Origin of the sequence: Stutzerimonas nosocomialis (assembly GCF_005876855.1) — a bacterium.
GTDB classification, from domain to species: domain Bacteria; phylum Pseudomonadota; class Gammaproteobacteria; order Pseudomonadales; family Pseudomonadaceae; genus Stutzerimonas; species Stutzerimonas nosocomialis.
The window spans coordinates 33,533-50,329 of the sequence record NZ_QLAE01000036.1 but is presented as its reverse complement, the minus strand read 5'-3'; the positions used below and the strand labels follow the sequence as shown (position 1 = coordinate 50,329).

Sequence of the window (16,797 nt, the reverse complement as noted above, 5' to 3'; positions counted from 1 at the left end):
TATTCATCGATCCCGTTTCGCTTGGAATCGTTCATCCAGGGTTTGAGCATGTTGCGTATGTCAGCAAGTCCCAAGCGTCCCTCCTCAAGGGAGCCTCTCTCTGAGACCTGGCGGTCCCAAGTAGGCACCGAGGCCGAGGAGGGCGAGGCATGCCGAAGTGAACGTGTATTGGCACTTCGAGTTGCGCTGTGTGGAAAGCCCTTTTGCTGCGCTGCCCAAACCACGAATTCCCCTCTGATAGCCCTCTGAATCAGTCCAAGCAGATACCCGAGCGGCTTGCGTATGGCTTTGGTTGAACAACGCGCAGCCCATTCTTCAAGCACCGCTTGGCCTAGTTCGGGTTCAAGGAGCCGCAGCGCATCCAGAGCTTTTTTTCTCTGGTCCTCTGGCAAAGCGGCCAACGAAGGACTTAGGCCCGGTTCGGCTTGCCCCAGTACTGTGTTTTTACAAACAGAAGTATCTGTATTAACCGTACTGTTTGAGTTCGGTTTCCGAACCCTGTTGAATTCTCTGGCTTGAACCGACTTCTCATCATCCGAACTCGGCCCAGTTCGGCCTAGTTCGGATTCGGAACTGGGCCGGTCAGCTTGCGAACTCGGCCTAGTTCGGAAACCGAACTGAGCCCCGATATCCTCTTGCTGAGCTACCCATGCCTGGCGCGACAGCCGCTCGGCAAAGACACCCAGTCGGGACGGAAGGGCATCGTGATCAAGATTCTGATCTCTCAGCACCTCCGCAAGCTCGTGCTCGGCCAGAACTTGCACTGTCTTGTTTGCGTGGCTGAAGCTGGTACTGATGAGCTCAAGGTATCCGGGGTCAAGCTCTGCTGCTTCCGAGCATGAAATAGGCTCGTCATGAAGCATGTAGACATTGCCCTGATTTTGACCTGTAGCTTCATCGCGTAGTCGGGAGCAAAGTGTCAGCCACCTGGTTAGTCGGAGGACAGTCAGGCACTTAGCTACAGATTCGCGGGACGCGCGTTTGAAGGGTTGGGCTGACAGAAACTGCTGCAGGTGGTCATAGCTAGGAAAGGCTGTAAGACCATCGTCGCGAATGAGCATCCTGAAGATCTGCCAGGCATTGCGCTCCAAGGGGCTCAACCTAGGGTCAAGCAGTAGCCGCCGAGGCACTGCCTCGTGCGGGTTTCCGGTGAACAAGAGTCCCTCGCCTGGCTGACATGCGGGCTTTCCCTCTCTGACGGGGGTTCTTTCCGAAGATGCCTTCCGCTCAATCAAATCACGTTTGATCTGCTCGGAAGCAGAGGCAATCAGCTGCGAGAGGGGGAGCCTAGGCGGCAACCCCCGTCGAACTGGCGGGGTCAAAGTGCTCATCAGAGCAGACCTTGATCCGCCCAGCCGGTGATCGTGCTCCAAATCTGAGAGAGGCTAACTACCGAACCGTCAGCCAAGGGTAGGTTCGCAAACTCTTCAGCGAGGAGAATCACGACGTCCAGAAGTGCCATTGGATCGTCTATGTCAACGCTGTTCTCTTTGGACAGGTAGTCCCATCGATGCCAGAGGCTGCGCTCTGTGTCAGCGTCCAAAATGGGCCAACGTCCGCGGCGCTGCGGGACATCAAGAACCACCCGCCGATGTTTGATCTCCTGGTTCGTTAAGCCGAACAGCTGGGAGATCAAAGCTGTGCTTGCCCCTAGGCGAAGGGCTCGGTCAATGAGCCGATTCTGCTCTTCCGTGCGATCGGCTTGAACAATCAAGCGCTGCACGACCTCTGAGTTCACCTTGACTTCACACCAGGTCACCGCAGAATTCATCAAAACCGACAAGTATTTCGGTGATTGGAACGCCTTTAGTTCAGCGTCACCGAACCCCATAGCTTTGCACTTGCGAAGCTGCCCAGTGCGAAGATTGTGCAGAACTTGATGCACGATCGCTTGGTTTAGCGGTTGTTGAACCGACGAAGAATTCGGCATGGCTCCTACTCCTGACGAAGGTCGCTATCTAGATCGATGAGGCGTCTTGCCAAGCGGATTACGCGGAACAACTTGATCACGGCAGCATCGCTTAACCTGCCACTAGAGGAGGGCGTGCCCTCACTCACTTCAGCGGGGTGGCCCATCAAAAGCTGGCCCAGGTGGGCCGAAAACTGAAACTCCATAAGGCCTTCCGCCTGCGCGGTTCCGGCCTCCAGCGACTCCTGCACTACGGCATAAACTCCACTGAGTGACTCGAACAGCATCAGTGTCGACAGCGCGGTGTTGCTGAGCTCTTCGGGTTGTTCGCTCCAAGGGCGTGCATAGTGAAACCCGATGCCGCCATCTATCGGTTGGAAGTTGTCTGGCAGGCCGACCTCTGCAGCTATGCCGCGAACGAGCTCCACGATCTCCTCGCGAAGCTCGCTCGGCTCATCAAGCGATTGGCCGATGTGCCAGATATCCAAATGGGTTGTGCCAGTCGAGGTCTCGCCTGCAGATCCTGAAGAAGAAGATACCTCTGTCGCCGCGGGGTCTTTCTTCCTGAGGTTTCCATTTTTAGTGACAGCGGCAGCTGTCTTTTGAGGAATCGATTCCTGCTCTTCTTGCTTGAGGCCGGAGTGGTTGCCAGGCTGAGCACTCGTTTCTTCTTGCCCGGGCGCGATTTCCGATTCACCGCTACCAGCGACTTGCGAATCGGGCGCAGCAGACTCTGCTGCAGTTGGCGGAACAACTGTTGGTTCTGGGCGGCGAGACTTGCTGGATTCCTCCTGAATATCGAGAGAAATTAGGTTGTAATCCACACCCAGGGCGTCACTCATTTGTCCGGTAAGCTCATCGAGCACGCGCTGATAGTTGAGGGTGTCCTCGTTCTCATTGAAGGCGCTCAGTGCCTCGATGAACACCTCGTCGAACTCGTTCTCGGAGGCCGGCTTGTGCTTTGCCCAAGCTGCTTCAGCGGCTTTACGCAAACCTATGAGCTTCACCGCCGGGTCGATACCTAGCCCTGCATACAGAACCTGCGGAATTGCCGGAAGAAGGTAGCGGATTACGTCCTGCATCCGGCTGATGTGCGAGTTAGAAATCGGATACCCATCGGCCTTCAGCCTGCGAGAAAGCTCTCGCTGAGATATCGGACCGCCCTCGGCCTGTTCGTACTCGGCTCGCGCCGCCTCAACGCCAAGCGCGCGTTCAATTAGGGAGAGCCCTCCTCGAACATCGTTTTCCGCCAGATGCCCGGTCAGCGCGCGGATCTCGCCCTGCCAGGGTCGGTACAGCACATTAAGGCGGAAAAATCGATCATCTCGAGTTTCTAGCCACAACTCGTTGAGGATCGATAGGCGAGTATTCCCCCCATCTCTGATGATGTAGAACTCTTCTCCTGGCCGGCGCGTGATGCCAGGTATTTGATCAAGCCCTCGAGCCCGAATCGACTCCTTGATCTCGTCATACTTGGGGTTCTTGTTGATCCGGGGATTCTTGTCATACGGACGCAGCTGATCCAGTGTCAGGACCATAGGGGTATCTGCGACCGGGTCCGAGGGGGCAACGTTTTCATGCGGAGCATTTCGCCCAGCGAAACCCGGCGACAGCAGCTTGTTGCCGATCTGCTGGATGTCGAGTTTTTTATTCTTGGCCATTATTCATCTCCGGAAATGCATTCGAACCGAACAGCGCGTCTACTAGACGACGCAACCGATCAAGCTCCTGCCGCAAGAAGTCGGCGCTCTGTAGCTGAGCAATAATTTCGGCGTTCATCGTTCTGTGGTTGAGTCGCGCTTGTTCGGCGATCCGTTCGTGCATGCCGTTAGCAGGTAGGCGGAGTGTGAAACGGTCAGTGTTGCGGTCCGCAACACTCTGCTCTTGAGAGGGGAGGCTCACGGCTTCACCTCCGTATCCAGATGAGTGCTATGAGAAGCGACATCGCCGCTTTCGATGTGAACGACCTCGGCCACACCGGCAACCTCCAGCCGCAAGCTCAACTCGAATAGCACGTCCGCGAGGCTTGGCTGGCTCTCTGGCAGCTCAAGCACAACTGTGCAGAGCGCTGGGGTCGCAGAGTGGCTGACGCTCGGCTGACGCCCGAGCGTTTTGTAATAAGCAGGGAGCCAGTCACCCCAGAAGAAGTGGAGAAGCACGCTGGGCGGGCAAATTCGAGTCACCGTAACTGGCTGCCCAAGGACCGGAGAGGTAGAGCTGAGGCGTACCAAGCCCAACTGATCCAGAGGCTTGAGTATCTTTGCCAGGGCGCCGCAAACCGGCTCAGCCTGGTCGCTGTGATAGAGCTTGGTCATCAGCTGGTTCAACTCGAAGAGCTGTATATCAGTACGAGCAGTTGCTGCTACTTCTTCGTAGGAAACATTCGGCAGCTGGTGAGCCCTGACGTCGGAAAGAGCGCTGTTCATCGCGAAACTCCCAGCGAGCGATAGCTCGCGTCGAGGTTTTCGAATCGAGTCTCGGCAGCAAGAAACGCAGTGCGTACAGTGCCAAGAGGACCGTTTCGCTGCTTACCGATGATGATCTCGGCGATACCAGCGTCCTCAGAGTCAGGGTGATAAACCTCGTCCCGGTAAATGAACATGATCACGTCAGCGTCCTGTTCCAGAGCCCCGGATTCCCGGAGATCCGCGTTCAGGGGGCGCTTGTTAGCGCGTTGCTCAAGGCTTCGATTCAACTGCGACAGTGCAACCACGGGGCAATCCATCTCCTTGGCCAACGCTTTAAGCGAGGCTGAGATGTCAGCTATTTCTAGGTTGCGGTTCTCTTTACCCGAGCTCTGCATCAACTGCAGGTAATCGACCATGATCAGTGCGGGGTCGCCAAACTTACGAGCCGCACGGCGTGAACGTGCCCGAAGCTCAGTTGGAGTGAGCTGAGGCGTGTCATCTATGACAAGGCGATCACCATAGCTATGTAGCGCTGCCACAGCAGCAGTAAGCTTTGGCCAGTCGTCATCCTGCAATCGACCGCGAGTCAACAATGACAGGTCGATACGGCCCAGGAAGGCAAGGAATCGGAACACAAGCTGCTCGGCCGGCATCTCCAGGCTGAAGACCTGTGCAGATTTGCTGGTACGAGCCAATGCAGCGTTAACCAGTTTCAGCGCAAAGGCTGTTTTGCCCATGGAAGGCCTGGCCGCAACGATCACAAGATCCTTGGGCTGCAAGCCTCCCAGAAGCTCGTCCAGATCGGAGAGATCGGTTGTAACGCCAGTAATGTCCTCACCCGAGTTGAATCGGTGATCGATTTTGTCGACCACTGCACTCAGCATCTGCCCAATATCAGTGAAGGCAGTGAGGCGATTCTGTCCGAGAGCAAACAGCTGCCGCTCGACTGACTCTTGAACATCTGTGGCAACCGCTCCCGGCGCGGACGACTGGCGGCTGCATTCGTAGCCGAGCGTTACCAGATTCCTCAAATGAGATCTTTCGCGAACGATCTTCGCGTAAGCCAGAATATTCGCGACTGAAGGCGTGTTCATAGCCAGCTCACCAAGGTAAGCCAGTCCTACTTCCTGTTGGACGTCCACAGATTTCTCTGAAAGGGTCACAACATCGAAGGGTGTACCTTCCTTCGCCAAGTCCGCGATAGCTTTGAAGATCAGCCGGTGCTCGCGAATGTAGAAATCATCAGCGGCCAGGGTGTCAGCGATGTCATCCCATGTGGAGTTATCCAGCATGAGTCCGCCCAGCACCCCCTGTTCCGCTTCAACCGAATGAGGCGGAGTGAGATCGATGGGGGACATAATTCATGCTCCCCTTCCATCTTGGTATACGGGAGCTAGGAAGCCGTAGGGCTGATTAATGTCCCGCCAGCCGATCAGAGCTGGGTTGCTTCCTGCATCGTCTAGCACAGTGGCCCGTCGCAACGTAGGGTTGGCATACGGCATGAACGAAAACAGGGCAGGGTGCTCCGTGCTTGGATACCAAGCGATCGTCAGCTTGCCAGTGCGGCCAACGAGTGCAGCCCAGGCGGTCGCGCTTGCGGGCACAGTAGGAGTGCCTCCGATCGAGCCTTGCGCTGCAATGAGCTTCTGTTCGGAGCCATGATGGCTGAACACGAGATCACCGCACGAAGTTACCTGCAGGAGCGTGACTTCGAAATCAAAAGGGCGGCTCATGAGTTAGCCCCCCTCACAATGTCTTCAACCACATCGGCAGTTAGAGCTTCGTAACGCTCGCGCCATTCGGGAAAAAGCTCGATCGCGAGTGAACGCAAAATATCTAGGGCAGCGGGGGATTTACGGTCTGATGGCGCGCGATATTCCAGGCGATGAGTGGGAATACCCTGCGTTGCCGCGCCACGGAATGAAACAGCCTGAGGAATGGCCGTCTCGACTACCTCGAAAAGGCCTTGGTTGAAGTTCGTCCGGATCAGATCAGCGATCATCCGAGCATCCGCCGTCTGATCGAGCATGTTGATAACGATTTTGCAGGGGGGGATCGTCAAGCCGAGTGCCTTGAATCCCTCCAGGTCGCTAAAAAGCTGACCGGTACCGCGGTGGAATTCCCGCGCGGCAAGCATGTGAGGCTGAATTGGGGAGATCGCTAGTTCTGAGGCGAGCACGGCCATTTCTTGAATGACAGTGCGAGTGCCCTGAGTGTCGATGATCACCAGATCGAAGTCAGAGAAGCTGCTGATCAGATTTTTCAGACGGATACGTCCGTCCGGAGCCTGCAGCATCATGTTTACGAGCTGGGAATGCGGATCGTTGTTGGTGATGACCGAAAGGTTGGGAATAACGGTTCGAGAAATGATTCGCTCAGGGTTGGTCTCGTTCTGGGCGATTAGCTCGTAGAAGCCGCAAGGTGCCTCGTATTCGAGCTGGAAGAACGATGAAACCGAGGGTTGTGGATCCGCATCGATCAGGAGTGTCCGCAGGCCTGCATCGGCACTGATTGCTCCCAGGTTGGCACCAGTCGTCGTCTTCCCAATGCCGCCTTTGGTGGCAATGATGGTCGTTACTTTCATGATACTCGCCTCTAAATAAGTTTAGAGGGCTGGGAACTACAAGTAACAGATAAGCAAGATGGAACTGATCCGACAGGATCAGATTATCCACGTGATAGCCGTCATATCACGTAATTCAGGGCTGATAAACCCAAGCGAATTGTCTCGTTTCTCCAGAATACTTGTAAAAAAGATATCTATGCAGACACCCAGCCGTCACGATTGAAATTAGTAAAGAATGATTCTGATGTCAACACGACGCCTGGATTAATAGCTGCCGTTCATCACCTAATCCAAGCGGAGCGGCGGAAGCCTCAAGAATGCGGCTTCCAGAGGCCACCTAGTCCGAGCGAATGACGCCGCTGCGGGCCGCGCTGCATGATGCCCGAAGGGCATGATAGCCGCCACAAATACCCTCAGTGGACAACAGAGTTTGTGCGGCGATACCCGCGCAGCGGCCGGGCTGTCGACCTACCTCGGCACCGCGGGCTTGAAGGCAGCGCGGTTTTTCTTCGCGGGACCAAGAGGCTCGCCCCCGCGAAAATCGCACTGCGCGCCCCATTTACGCTTTGTTTTTCTCGGTGGTTAAGCGCGCATCTGCGGGTGCAGGGAGCGCAGCTCCATGCCGAGGGTCTGGGGCGAGTAGCCCCAGGTTCAGTGCCGTGCCGTAGGCACGAAGTGCACTGAGCATTACTAAGGCACGCAGTGCCGAGTGAACTGAATAAGAAAAGCGGACTGATTAAGGAGCGACACTTAAAGTCATACCATCCCGACACTTAAGTTTTATTTATCCACAGCTCCTCTAAGTTCGAGCCGCGCGGCTAAGCAAATTGGCCAGAATGGCTACAAAAAGAGAGGGGGCTTCCCAGCTAGTGAATAGAAGAGGGGCTCAGAGCAAAAAAAAAAGAGCGCATGGCGCTCTTTGGACGGATTAATCCCGTTAGGCTTTAAATCGAACCCCTAGTAATCTATCCACTTCCGCATTTAGTTCCTCTGCCTTCCAGCCAGGACGCTCCTGATAAAGAGCCATGAGCAAATCATTCCTAGCTCTGCTGTAGGCCTCGCGGTCAACGCCTGCACTCACCGGCGAGCGATTGGCCAGGTCGTGCCGTCTGCCGGCACTCTTAACGACGCCACCCACAACTAAGTGGTTTCGAGCCCACTGGGTCAGTGTCCCACCCTGTTTCTTCGTCTTCTTGTGAAGCCTGGCAGCGGCTCGATCTCTCTCATGCTTGAGCCAGCGCGCAAGGCCGAAGGCAGTGAATAGGTGGCGGCTTACTGCTTTGACCGCAGCGAGCCCCCGCCACGAGCCGTCTTCGTTCAACTGACGCGGCTGGGAAATTGTGAGGATGTTGGCCTGCTTCAGGTCCGCCAAAGCGCGCTCCATCCGCCTCAACCCCATGCCTGTGAACTTGACCAGGAAATCGATCGTGAGTGAGACGAAACCTTCTCGCGTCGGTATCCCGCATCGCAGAGAACTCAGGTCCGTGAATTCAAGAATGGCCGATAGCGCGAGCAAGCATGCCTCTCGGCGCTCACTGCGCTGCTGCCGCTTGCTCTTGTTCGCAGCATTGAGGGAGGGCAGTCGAGAAGGTGATCGGTAGTACTGCCGGATCTCTTCTTGCAGTCGGGCGAGCACACGGGGACGAGCCTTCAAGGTCGAAGCTACCGGCAGCTCCAATCGAGGGGAGTCGGGGGAATGCCCACAGAAATTACCGCCGGTATTGACCCGAGGTACGTAGGTGCGTGCTACATGCATAACCCACCGCCACGGAGGCGGTGAGCTTGCGATGAACGTGCATTTTTTAGGTTGCACGAACTCACAGTGAAAGCCATAATCTGCTCACCAAGTGGTTGAAGGGTTCCGCTCCGCCAAGAACTGACCCTTCACTTTTCCTCCAAGAAGCCCCGGTTTGCAGACCGGGGCTTCTTGGTTTTCAGGATTCTATTTTTTTCCGTCGAGATGCAGCGATAGCTGATCCTCTTCGTTGTTGTCTACTCGGTCCAAGAAGTCATAGATGGCCTGCCGCAGGAAAACGGACGAGTTTGTCCCACGCTTCTGCAGGATTTCCTCGAAACGTTCCTTCTTTGACTGGGGGAGCTTCACCCCAATGGTCCGCAAGGGCTCATCACTACCCATGGTCACTCCTTGGGTGTATATGGTTAACCAAAGTTAACCTTAGTTTCCCCTGCCGTCAAATCGCTTTTACCTTCCACAGCTGATCGATGTCCGTCAGGTAGCTCGGGCTGAGCAAATTGCGCCGCATCGCCCACCGAGGGTCAGCAGCTACTGCCGCAGACCTCAGCGTGCCTCGTCCCCATCTTGCATTGATCTGGTCCAGCACAACCATGACTGAATCTGCAGCCGGCGGTTGCGCTGGGCTAAACAGATCAGCCGTAAATTCTCCGCGCTTTCGCAGATCCATAAGCAGGACCTCCGCCTTGCTGTACTTGAAGCCCACCCGGAAAATCTGCTCCAGGCCCCGCAGAGCAGATGTGGTGAGGACCCTCACGTCGTCGGTAGGGTAGGGCAGGGCGCAGACGATCGAGCGGGCATATTTAGCCCCTTCCCCGTGAAAGCTTGTTTGGATTCCTACCTGGATATAGCCTGCCAACGAGGACTGCTTTCTCAGCTTGCCGGCAGCCCGATCGACATAGGTGGCCACCGCAGTTTTGAGGGCCGCAAGTGTCGTGATTCGCTCTCCAAACATCCTGCTGCAGCAAATGGATTGCTTGTCTGGCTCAGTTTCTTCGAGGTCCAAACAGCTTTCGCCACGCAACTCTCGCACGGTGCGCTCAAGCACAACGCTATACCGACGTTTAACCCCAGCTGGATCTAGCTGGGACAGTTGCCAAGCGTTATCAACCCCCTCGGCTTCAAGCCGCGTCTTGATCCGCCGACCGACGCCCCAAACCTCATCAACAGGCATGCGCTTCAGCAGCCACTCGACTGCCTGCGGCGACCGCAAATCCACCACACCTCCGGTCTTTTCACGCCACACCTTACTGGCGTGTTGCGCGGCTTTGGCCAGTGTTTTCGTGTGCCCTATGCCTATACCGACCCTCATGCCAGTCCATTTGAGGACTCGCGACTGAATGCAACGGCAATGCTCAGCCAGCGGTTCTGGTAGGCCGGTTAGGTCAGCGAAGGACTCGTCGATACTGTACTTCTCTACCGAAGGAACCATGCCGGCAATGGTGTCCTGGACGCGTGCCGTAACTTCGCCATAAAGCGTGTAGTTACTGGAGAACGAGACAACCCCGTGTTCCTCGAGGAGGGCACGCACCTTAAAGTAGGGATCACCCATCTTGGGGTCGTTTGCGGGAGGGGGCGAAATCCTACGCTAAGGCTTTGGCCAACGATATTCTCCGGTAAGATTGATGTGTTCCCAGGGGATAGGAGAAGTCGCTTGATATCTAGTATGACGTCTGTCGCACGTGCTTGATTGCGGCCGCGATAGCTAGATCGCGTTGCTCCTCTTCTCCATCCGCGTTCCAAGCCGCGGAAAGACACCCGTAAGCGTACGCCTGGTCGAGCAGCCGACGCGGATCGACGTCCAGCGCACGAGAGAATGCGTCCGCCATCTGTGCAATGCGTCTAGGATCGAGACAAAGGTCGTCTCTGTCAGCCGGATCGTAGAACATATTGGCGGCGCCAAAGCCCACTTCACCGACCAGACCGACTGGATCTATCACCAGCCAGCCGCGACTGGAGAACATGATATTTTCATGATGCAGATCGCCATGTAGCCCACGCAGTTCCGAGGCATTGCTCATCATTTGATCGGCTATAATCGCCGCGTGGACGTAGTCAGTTTGACGACCTGCGTTTTGATCGTCACGCGCCCGCTGAAACAAAGCTGCAAAGCGCTCCCGGATCGGGAGAAGAGCAGAAGGCAGGGGTTCCTCAGATGCGGCATACAGCTTCGCCATCAGTTCCGCTGCAATTTCGGTCGCCTGGTAGTCGCCGTGCTCGGCAACGATGTGAGAGAGCATTCGCTCCCCGGCATATTCGAGCAACATCAGATTGTTCTCACGACCGAGCAACCGGACTGCTCCCCTCCCACTGCGCCATACCAGATAGTCGGCCCCGCGCAGTTCATCAGCAATGTCTTCTATAGGTTTCAATCCTTTGACGATTGCAGGAGTCCCGTCTGGCAAAAAAACTTTCCAAACGAGGCTGGAAAAGGTGTCCGCAATGAGAACAGGTTGGGAAACGTGCCAATGAGCAGGAAAAACAGGCGGCATGAACATCAACCCCAAGTAAGAGGGTCCAATCGCAGATAGAAGGCAAGGCGTTCGCGGTCGGGGGCTTCGATCCCCAATACATTGAATAGGACAGCGAAGGCGCGCTCTGCTTCATCTGGCGCTGCCCAGTTCGCTTCGGCGTTAGCAATCATGAGTGCCAAATCGGCATAGCGATCTGCTGTTCCGAGCCGCCCAAGGTCGATCAGACCCGTACATTGAAGAGTTCTAGGGTCTACCATGAAGTTCGGCATGCAGGGATCACCATGGCAAACAACCATATCGGTGCGCTCTTGGTCGAGCCGCACCGGTAGCTCTCGTTCGACACGAGCCAAAAGATCGAGCTGCGGCGTACTCTTGTCCTCGTCAGGTAAGAAGTCGGGATTGACGGCATTGCGGGACACCACATCAACGGCGCGTCCGATCATTCGCGACAGCCTGCGCTCAAACGGACATTGATCAACCGATAGGCTGTGAACAGCCCCAAGTTGCTGCCCCATTGACGGCCACGCTTTGAGCAAATCTGCTCCAGACAGATCCGCCGCCGGTACTCCCGGAATTGCCGTTATCACTAGGCATGCGCCCTCCTGTTCCTCCTGCCAGTTGATTACCTCGGGGCAAGCCACACCTCGACCTTTGAGCCAAATGAGGCGGTCACGCTCTCCAGCGAGCTCACCGCGACGGGAAGCAGGTGCGATTTTCGCGAAGGCATGCCCGTCACCACGTCGAAAAACAAAATCACCGGATTCTCCGCCTCTGACAGGCAACCAGTCAGAATGCGATTCACCCAAAAAAATATAAGTCCGATTCAATGGAGGTTCCTTCAGTTTGCTGATGAGGCGCGGAGGTGGCTCAACCTGCGAAAAGAAAAGAGTTGCTATGCAAGGCCAAGAACATGCTTTCCATGGTCTCTGAGCTCGCCTTTGGGGCCGACGTACCGGTAGAGAGTGACGCGCTCGATGCCAAGTTCCTTGCAGAGATCGGAAACTGAAGTATCGCGCTGGGCCATGGCGGCTTGCGCGAGACGCACCTGAGCTTTGGTGAGCGCGAATTTTCGTCCGCCCTTGCGACCGCGCGCTCTCGCGGAGGCGAGACCCGCCATGGTGCGCTCTCGGATCAGATCCCGCTCGAACTCAGCCAAGGTGGCGAAGATTCCGAACACCATGCGACCGGACGCAGTCGTGGTGTCGATCTGAGCGCCCTTTTCAGTCAGAACCCGCAGGCCGATCTTGCGGTCTGACAGCTCCTTCACCGTGTTGACCAGATGGGCAAGCGATCGTCCGAGGCGATCGAGCTTCCAGACCACCAGCACATCGCCGTCACGCAATGACTTGAGGCAAGCGGTCAAACCAGGGCGATCATCACGACCGCCGGAAGCAAGATCATCATAGATATTGTCCCGTTCGACACCTGCGGCGCGCAAGGCGTCGTGCTGCAGGTCGAGAGACTGCGAGCCATCGGCTTTGGAGACGCGGGCATATCCGATCAGCATGTATCACAAACGTTGGTTTGAGGCGGCGCGTTGGCCACGAATGATTTGTTCGCTGGAAATGTATCTCAACCAGCTTCATAAACAAAGCGTCTTGAACACCATCGGATTTTGAAAAAGGAACATTGATGCCGCGTCGCGTCACTCTAACCGATCGGCAGAAGGACGCGCTGTTGCGCCTGCCGACCTCGCAGGCGGATTTGCTGAAGCATTATACGCTGAGCGATGAAGATCTCGGCCACATCAGGCAACGTCGGCGCGCTCACAACAGGTTCGGCTTCGCCCTGCAATTATGCGTCCTGCGCTATCCCGGCCGGGTGCTGGCTCCGGGCGAACTGATCCCGGCCGAGGTGGTCGAGTTCATCGGAGCGCAACTCGGCCTTGGCGCCGATGATCTCGTTGATTATGCCTCCCGCGAGGAGACGCGGCACGAGCATCTTGCCGAGTTGCGGGCGCTCTATGGGTTCCGCACCTTCTCCGGACGTGGAGCACGCGAGCTGAAGGACTGGCTGTTCCGGGAAGCCGAACTGGCGGTGTCGAACGAGGACATTGCCCGTAGCTTCGTGACCGAGTGCCGACGCACCCGCACGGTTCTTCCCGCGACATCCACGATCGAGCGGCTTTGCGCCACGGCTCTGGTCGATGCCGAGCGGCAAATCGAGACGCGGATTGCCGGTCGCTTGCCCATACCGATCCGGGAACAGTTACTGGCATTGCTTGAGGAAACGGCCGACGATCGGGTGACCCGCTTCGTGTGGCTGCGTCAGTTCGAGCCAGGCTCGAACTCTTCGTCGGCCAACCGGCTGCTCGACAGGTTGGAATATCTGCAACGTGTCGATCTTCCCGAGGATCTGCTGGCCGGTGTTCCTGCCCATAGGGTGACACGTCTGCGCAGGCAGGGCGAGCGGTATTATGCCGATGGTATGCGCGATCTCCCGGAGGACAGGCGGCTTGCAATTCTGGCCGTCTGCGCATCGGAGTGGCAGGCGATGCTTGCCGATGCCATGGTCGAAACCCACGACCGGATCGTGGGCAGGCTCTACCGGGCGTCGGAAAGGATTTGCCAGGCCAAGATCACCAACGAAGCGAACGCGGTGCGCGACACCCTGAAATCCTTCGCTGAAATCGGCGGAGCCTTGGTCGATGCCCAGGATGATGGCCAGCCATTGGGCGACGTTATCGCGAGCGGATCAGGCTGGGACGGCTTCAAAACCCTTGTCGCGATAGCAACCAGACTGACGGCCACCATGGCGGACGATCCGCTCAATCATGTACTCGATGGCTATCACCGTTTCCGCCGGTATGCTCCTCGCATGTTGCGCCTGCTCGATCTTCGGGCTGCCCCTGTCGCGCAGCAGCTTCTGGAAGCGGTGACAGCCCTGCGCACCGGTTTGAACAATGCTCCGCATACCGCCTTTCTGCGGCCGAGCTCGAAATGGCATCGTCATCTTCGTGGTCAGGCGGCCGGCGATACCCGCCTCTGGGAGATCGCGGTGTTGTTCCATCTGCGCGATGCGTTCCGCTCCGGAGATGTCTGGCTGGCGAGGTCCCGGCGCTACGGTGATCTGAAGCACGCACTCGTACCTGCTCAGGCCGTGGCGGAAAGCGGCCGCCTCGCCGTGCCATTGCGGCCGGAGGAATGGCTGGCAGACAGGCAAGCTCGCCTTGATATCAGGTTGCGCGAGCTTGGCCGCGCTGCTCGCGCCGGCACGATCCCTGGCGGGTCCATCGAAAACGGGATCCTGCATATCGAGAAGCTCGAAGCTGCCGCGCCGCCCGGCGCCGAAGATATGGTTCTCGATCTCTACAAGGCGATTCCGCCGACACGTATCACCGATCTCTTATTGGAAGTGGATGCCGCGACCGGCTTTTGTGAAGCATTCACCCACCTGCGCACGGGAGCGCCCTGCGCGGACCGGATCGGGCTAATGAACGTCATCCTTGCGGAAGGGATCAATCTCGGCTTGCGCAAGATGGCGGACGCCACCAATACCCACACCTTCTGGGAGTTGATCCGCATTGGACGGTGGCATGTCGAGGGCGAAGCCTACGACCGGGCGCTGGCCATGGTGGTTGAGGCGCAGGCGGCACTACCTATGGCTCAATTCTGGGGCGCGGGTATCTCCGCATCAAGCGATGGACAATTCTTCGCGGCGACCGAGCAAGGCGAGGCCATGAACCTGGTCAATGCGAAATATGGCAATACACCGGGCTTGAAGGCTTATAGCCACGTCTCGGATCAATATGCGCCGTTCGCGACCCAGGTGATTCCCGCGACGGCGAGCGAAGCACCCTATATTCTCGACGGACTGCTTATGAACGATGCCGGCCGCCATATCCGCGAGCAGTTCGCCGACACGGGCGGCTTCACCGATCACGTCTTTGCCGCGTGCGCCATTCTCGGCTATCGGTTCGCCCCTCGTATCCGGGATCTGCCGTCCAAGCGCCTCTACGCGTTCAATCCTTCGTCCGCGCCGGCGCACTTGAGGGCCTTGATCGGCGGAAAGATCAACCAGGCCATGATCGAGCGCAACTGGCCCGACATCCTGCGCATCGCCGCCACCATCGCGGCCGGGAGCGTCGCGCCGAGCCAGATCCTGCGGAAACTCGCCTCCTATCCGCGGCAGAACGAACTCGCGACGGCCCTGCGGGAAGTCGGCCGCGTCGAGCGAACCCTGTTCATGATCGACTGGATTCTGGATGCCGAACTCCAACACCGGACCCAGATCGGTCTCAACAAGGGTGAAGCGCATCATGCGCTGAAACGGGCCATCAGCTTCCATCGCCGGGGAGAAATCCGCGACCGGTCCGCCGAAGGACAGCACTACCGGATCGCCGGCATGAACCTGCTGGCCGCGATCATTATCTTCTGGAACACCATGAAGCTCGGCGAAGTCGTCGCCAGCCAGAAACGAGACGGAAAGCTGCTATCGCCCGATATGCTGGCCCATGTCTCGCCGCTTGGATGGGAACACATCAATCTCACCGGAGAATATCGTTGGCCAAAGCCTTAGCGCAGGATTCCGCCCCCTCCCGCAAACGACCCCATCTTGAGGCCGAGCGCTTTGGCTTCCTGAGATCTGGCGATGATGCAGCCATCGTTATTGGACAAAACGACCACAGGCCGTCCCCGGAGCTCAGGCCGGAAAAGCACCTCCACCGATGCAAAGCAGTTATTACAATCGATTAGCGCGAAGGAGGGGCGGGGTTTATCGGCTACGTCGCCCATGGCGGTTGAAACTCCAGATGACGATGCCGAAGGTGTCGACTTCTTCGAACTCACCGACAGTGATCGGGGGATACAGCGGATTCTCTGACGACAAGACCTTGCAGCCGTTGACCAGATCCAAACGCTTCACGATCGGCTGGTTGTTCACATAAACGACGACAATGTCGCCCACCTCTGCGTCGAGTGACCGGTCGATCACGAGCAATGTGCCGTGGTAGATGCCAATACCGGACATGCTGTCGCCTTCGGTTTCGGCCAACCAGATATGAGGGGCTCTGAGGTTCAGTAGTACGTCGAGCGATATTGGTGGTTCGTAGTAGTCCGCGGCAGGGCTTGGAAAGCCTCCCTGGACCGTTCCGGAGAGAACACTTACCAGAATGTTTGTTTCGACGTCGGTACATCTACGGAGACGCATATACGGCACTTCGCCAAACTGTATGCATATACAGTACCACGCTCCGCACTCATATTTCTAGAGCATTCGGTCTCCCGATTCGCGACTCAGCGCGGCGTCAATTGCATGAGCATAAGCGGCGTCCGCCAGTTCCTGTCTTTCCCGGCGCTCCGCGAGTCAATGAGATCAGCCCGATAGAGGGTGTCGAGATGAGCGCGGAGCGCGCCATAACGAAACGCCATGTCGCCGGCGGAGGTCAGCTGCTCAAGCTCCCACATGGCCAGCTCCTCGATTAAGGTCGTCGCCATGGATTGTCCTGGCGAACCTTGATTAGGAGCTGCAGGACCAACCCAGCGCAAAGGATGAGGCTTCCAAACTGCCAGCCAGCAGCCTCATATGCTCCACGGGGGAAGTCACAAAGGACAGCCAATCCAGATATCGAGAGAAGCAGGGCAGCGAAGGCTGCCGAGGTTACGTAGCATGAGCTGTTAACACACCTTTTTGTTAACCGCTATTACGCATGGCTGGCGGGCTAGAACCCTTATTCGAGTTGGCCCGGT

The 16,797-nt window shown here is 57.1% G+C and carries 15 protein-coding genes and 2 pseudogenes; 1 reads left to right on the top strand and 16 read right to left on the bottom strand.

Annotated elements, in window-relative coordinates; translation table 11 throughout:
* From DN824_RS22645 to DN824_RS18520, 13 genes and pseudogenes are all read right to left on the bottom strand, one after another.
* Positions 1 to 1,331: STY4528 family pathogenicity island replication protein (locus DN824_RS22645; protein WP_052462827.1), on the bottom strand; the 1,331-nt coding region annotated here is incomplete at its 3' end.
* Complete coding sequence (locus DN824_RS18580; RefSeq protein ID WP_041013376.1) at positions 1,331 to 1,930, bottom strand: DUF2857 domain-containing protein; 600 nt, start codon at positions 1,928 to 1,930, stop codon at positions 1,331 to 1,333. The genes DN824_RS22645 and DN824_RS18580, both read right to left, overlap by 1 nt.
* A 5-nt stretch (positions 1,931 to 1,935) precedes the next feature.
* A complete protein-coding gene (locus DN824_RS18575; protein ID WP_041013377.1) occupies positions 1,936 to 3,570 on the bottom strand; it encodes a ParB family protein in 1,635 nt (544 codons plus the stop codon).
* A gap of 82 nt (positions 3,571 to 3,652) precedes the next feature.
* Positions 3,653 to 3,811, bottom strand: a pseudogene (locus DN824_RS22920) (Arc family DNA-binding protein); the annotation flags it as partial.
* On the bottom strand, positions 3,808 to 4,335 hold the full coding sequence (locus tag DN824_RS18565; protein WP_041013379.1) for a hypothetical protein: 528 nt from the start codon (positions 4,333 to 4,335) through the stop codon (positions 3,808 to 3,810). The pseudogene DN824_RS22920 and the gene DN824_RS18565, both read right to left, overlap by 4 nt.
* Complete coding sequence (gene dnaB / locus DN824_RS18560) at positions 4,332 to 5,675, bottom strand: replicative DNA helicase (RefSeq protein ID WP_041013380.1); 1,344 nt, start codon at positions 5,673 to 5,675, stop codon at positions 4,332 to 4,334. Before dnaB ends, DN824_RS18565 begins: the two co-directional genes overlap by 4 nt.
* Before the next feature lie 371 nt (positions 5,676 to 6,046).
* Positions 6,047 to 6,901, bottom strand: coding sequence for a ParA family protein (locus tag DN824_RS18555; protein ID WP_041013381.1), 855 nt, complete (start codon positions 6,899 to 6,901; stop codon positions 6,047 to 6,049).
* A 919-nt stretch (positions 6,902 to 7,820) separates the two neighbouring features.
* Positions 7,821 to 8,519: a hypothetical protein gene (locus DN824_RS18550; RefSeq protein WP_158295400.1), complete on the bottom strand. Its 699-nt coding sequence runs from the start codon at positions 8,517 to 8,519 to the stop codon at positions 7,821 to 7,823.
* Between the two features lie 306 nt (positions 8,520 to 8,825).
* A complete protein-coding gene (locus DN824_RS18545) occupies positions 8,826 to 9,020 on the bottom strand; it encodes a ribbon-helix-helix protein, CopG family (RefSeq protein WP_041013382.1) in 195 nt (64 codons plus the stop codon).
* A gap of 55 nt (positions 9,021 to 9,075) precedes the next feature.
* Positions 9,076 to 10,188: a Y-family DNA polymerase gene (locus tag DN824_RS18540; RefSeq protein ID WP_138409841.1), complete on the bottom strand. Its 1,113-nt coding sequence runs from the start codon at positions 10,186 to 10,188 to the stop codon at positions 9,076 to 9,078.
* 109 nt (positions 10,189 to 10,297) lie between these two features.
* Positions 10,298 to 11,134, bottom strand: coding sequence for an APH(6)-I family aminoglycoside O-phosphotransferase (locus DN824_RS18530; protein WP_000480959.1), 837 nt, complete (start codon positions 11,132 to 11,134; stop codon positions 10,298 to 10,300).
* Positions 11,134 to 11,937 carry an aminoglycoside O-phosphotransferase APH(3'')-Ib gene (gene aph(3'')-Ib, locus DN824_RS18525; RefSeq protein ID WP_138409840.1) on the bottom strand — a complete coding sequence of 268 codons (804 nt, stop codon included), beginning with the start codon at positions 11,935 to 11,937 and terminating at the stop codon, positions 11,134 to 11,136. The genes DN824_RS18530 and aph(3'')-Ib overlap by 1 nt, the downstream gene beginning before the upstream one ends.
* A gap of 65 nt (positions 11,938 to 12,002) precedes the next feature.
* Positions 12,003 to 12,617 carry a recombinase family protein gene (locus DN824_RS18520; RefSeq protein ID WP_099593669.1) on the bottom strand — a complete coding sequence of 205 codons (615 nt, stop codon included), beginning with the start codon at positions 12,615 to 12,617 and terminating at the stop codon, positions 12,003 to 12,005.
* Positions 12,618 to 12,742: 125 nt separating this feature from the next.
* Here DN824_RS18520 and DN824_RS18515 point away from each other — a divergent pair, with 125 nt between their 5' ends.
* Positions 12,743 to 15,628 (top strand): Tn3 family transposase, encoded by a 2,886-nt coding sequence (locus DN824_RS18515; protein ID WP_138409839.1) that lies wholly within the window; start codon positions 12,743 to 12,745, stop codon positions 15,626 to 15,628.
* Between the two features lie 29 nt (positions 15,629 to 15,657).
* On the opposite strand, the pseudogene DN824_RS18510 reads toward DN824_RS18515, so the two are convergent.
* The 3 genes and pseudogenes from DN824_RS18510 to DN824_RS18500 form a co-directional block, all read right to left on the bottom strand.
* Positions 15,658 to 15,843, bottom strand: a pseudogene (locus tag DN824_RS18510) (Y-family DNA polymerase); the annotation flags it as partial.
* Positions 15,824 to 16,258 carry a LexA family protein gene (locus DN824_RS18505; protein WP_070087030.1) on the bottom strand — a complete coding sequence of 145 codons (435 nt, stop codon included), beginning with the start codon at positions 16,256 to 16,258 and terminating at the stop codon, positions 15,824 to 15,826. The gene DN824_RS18505 and the pseudogene DN824_RS18510, both read right to left, overlap by 20 nt.
* An 86-nt stretch (positions 16,259 to 16,344) precedes the next feature.
* Positions 16,345 to 16,545, bottom strand: coding sequence for a hypothetical protein (locus DN824_RS18500; protein WP_138409836.1), 201 nt, complete (start codon positions 16,543 to 16,545; stop codon positions 16,345 to 16,347).
* Between the last annotated feature and the right edge of the window lie 252 nt (positions 16,546 to 16,797).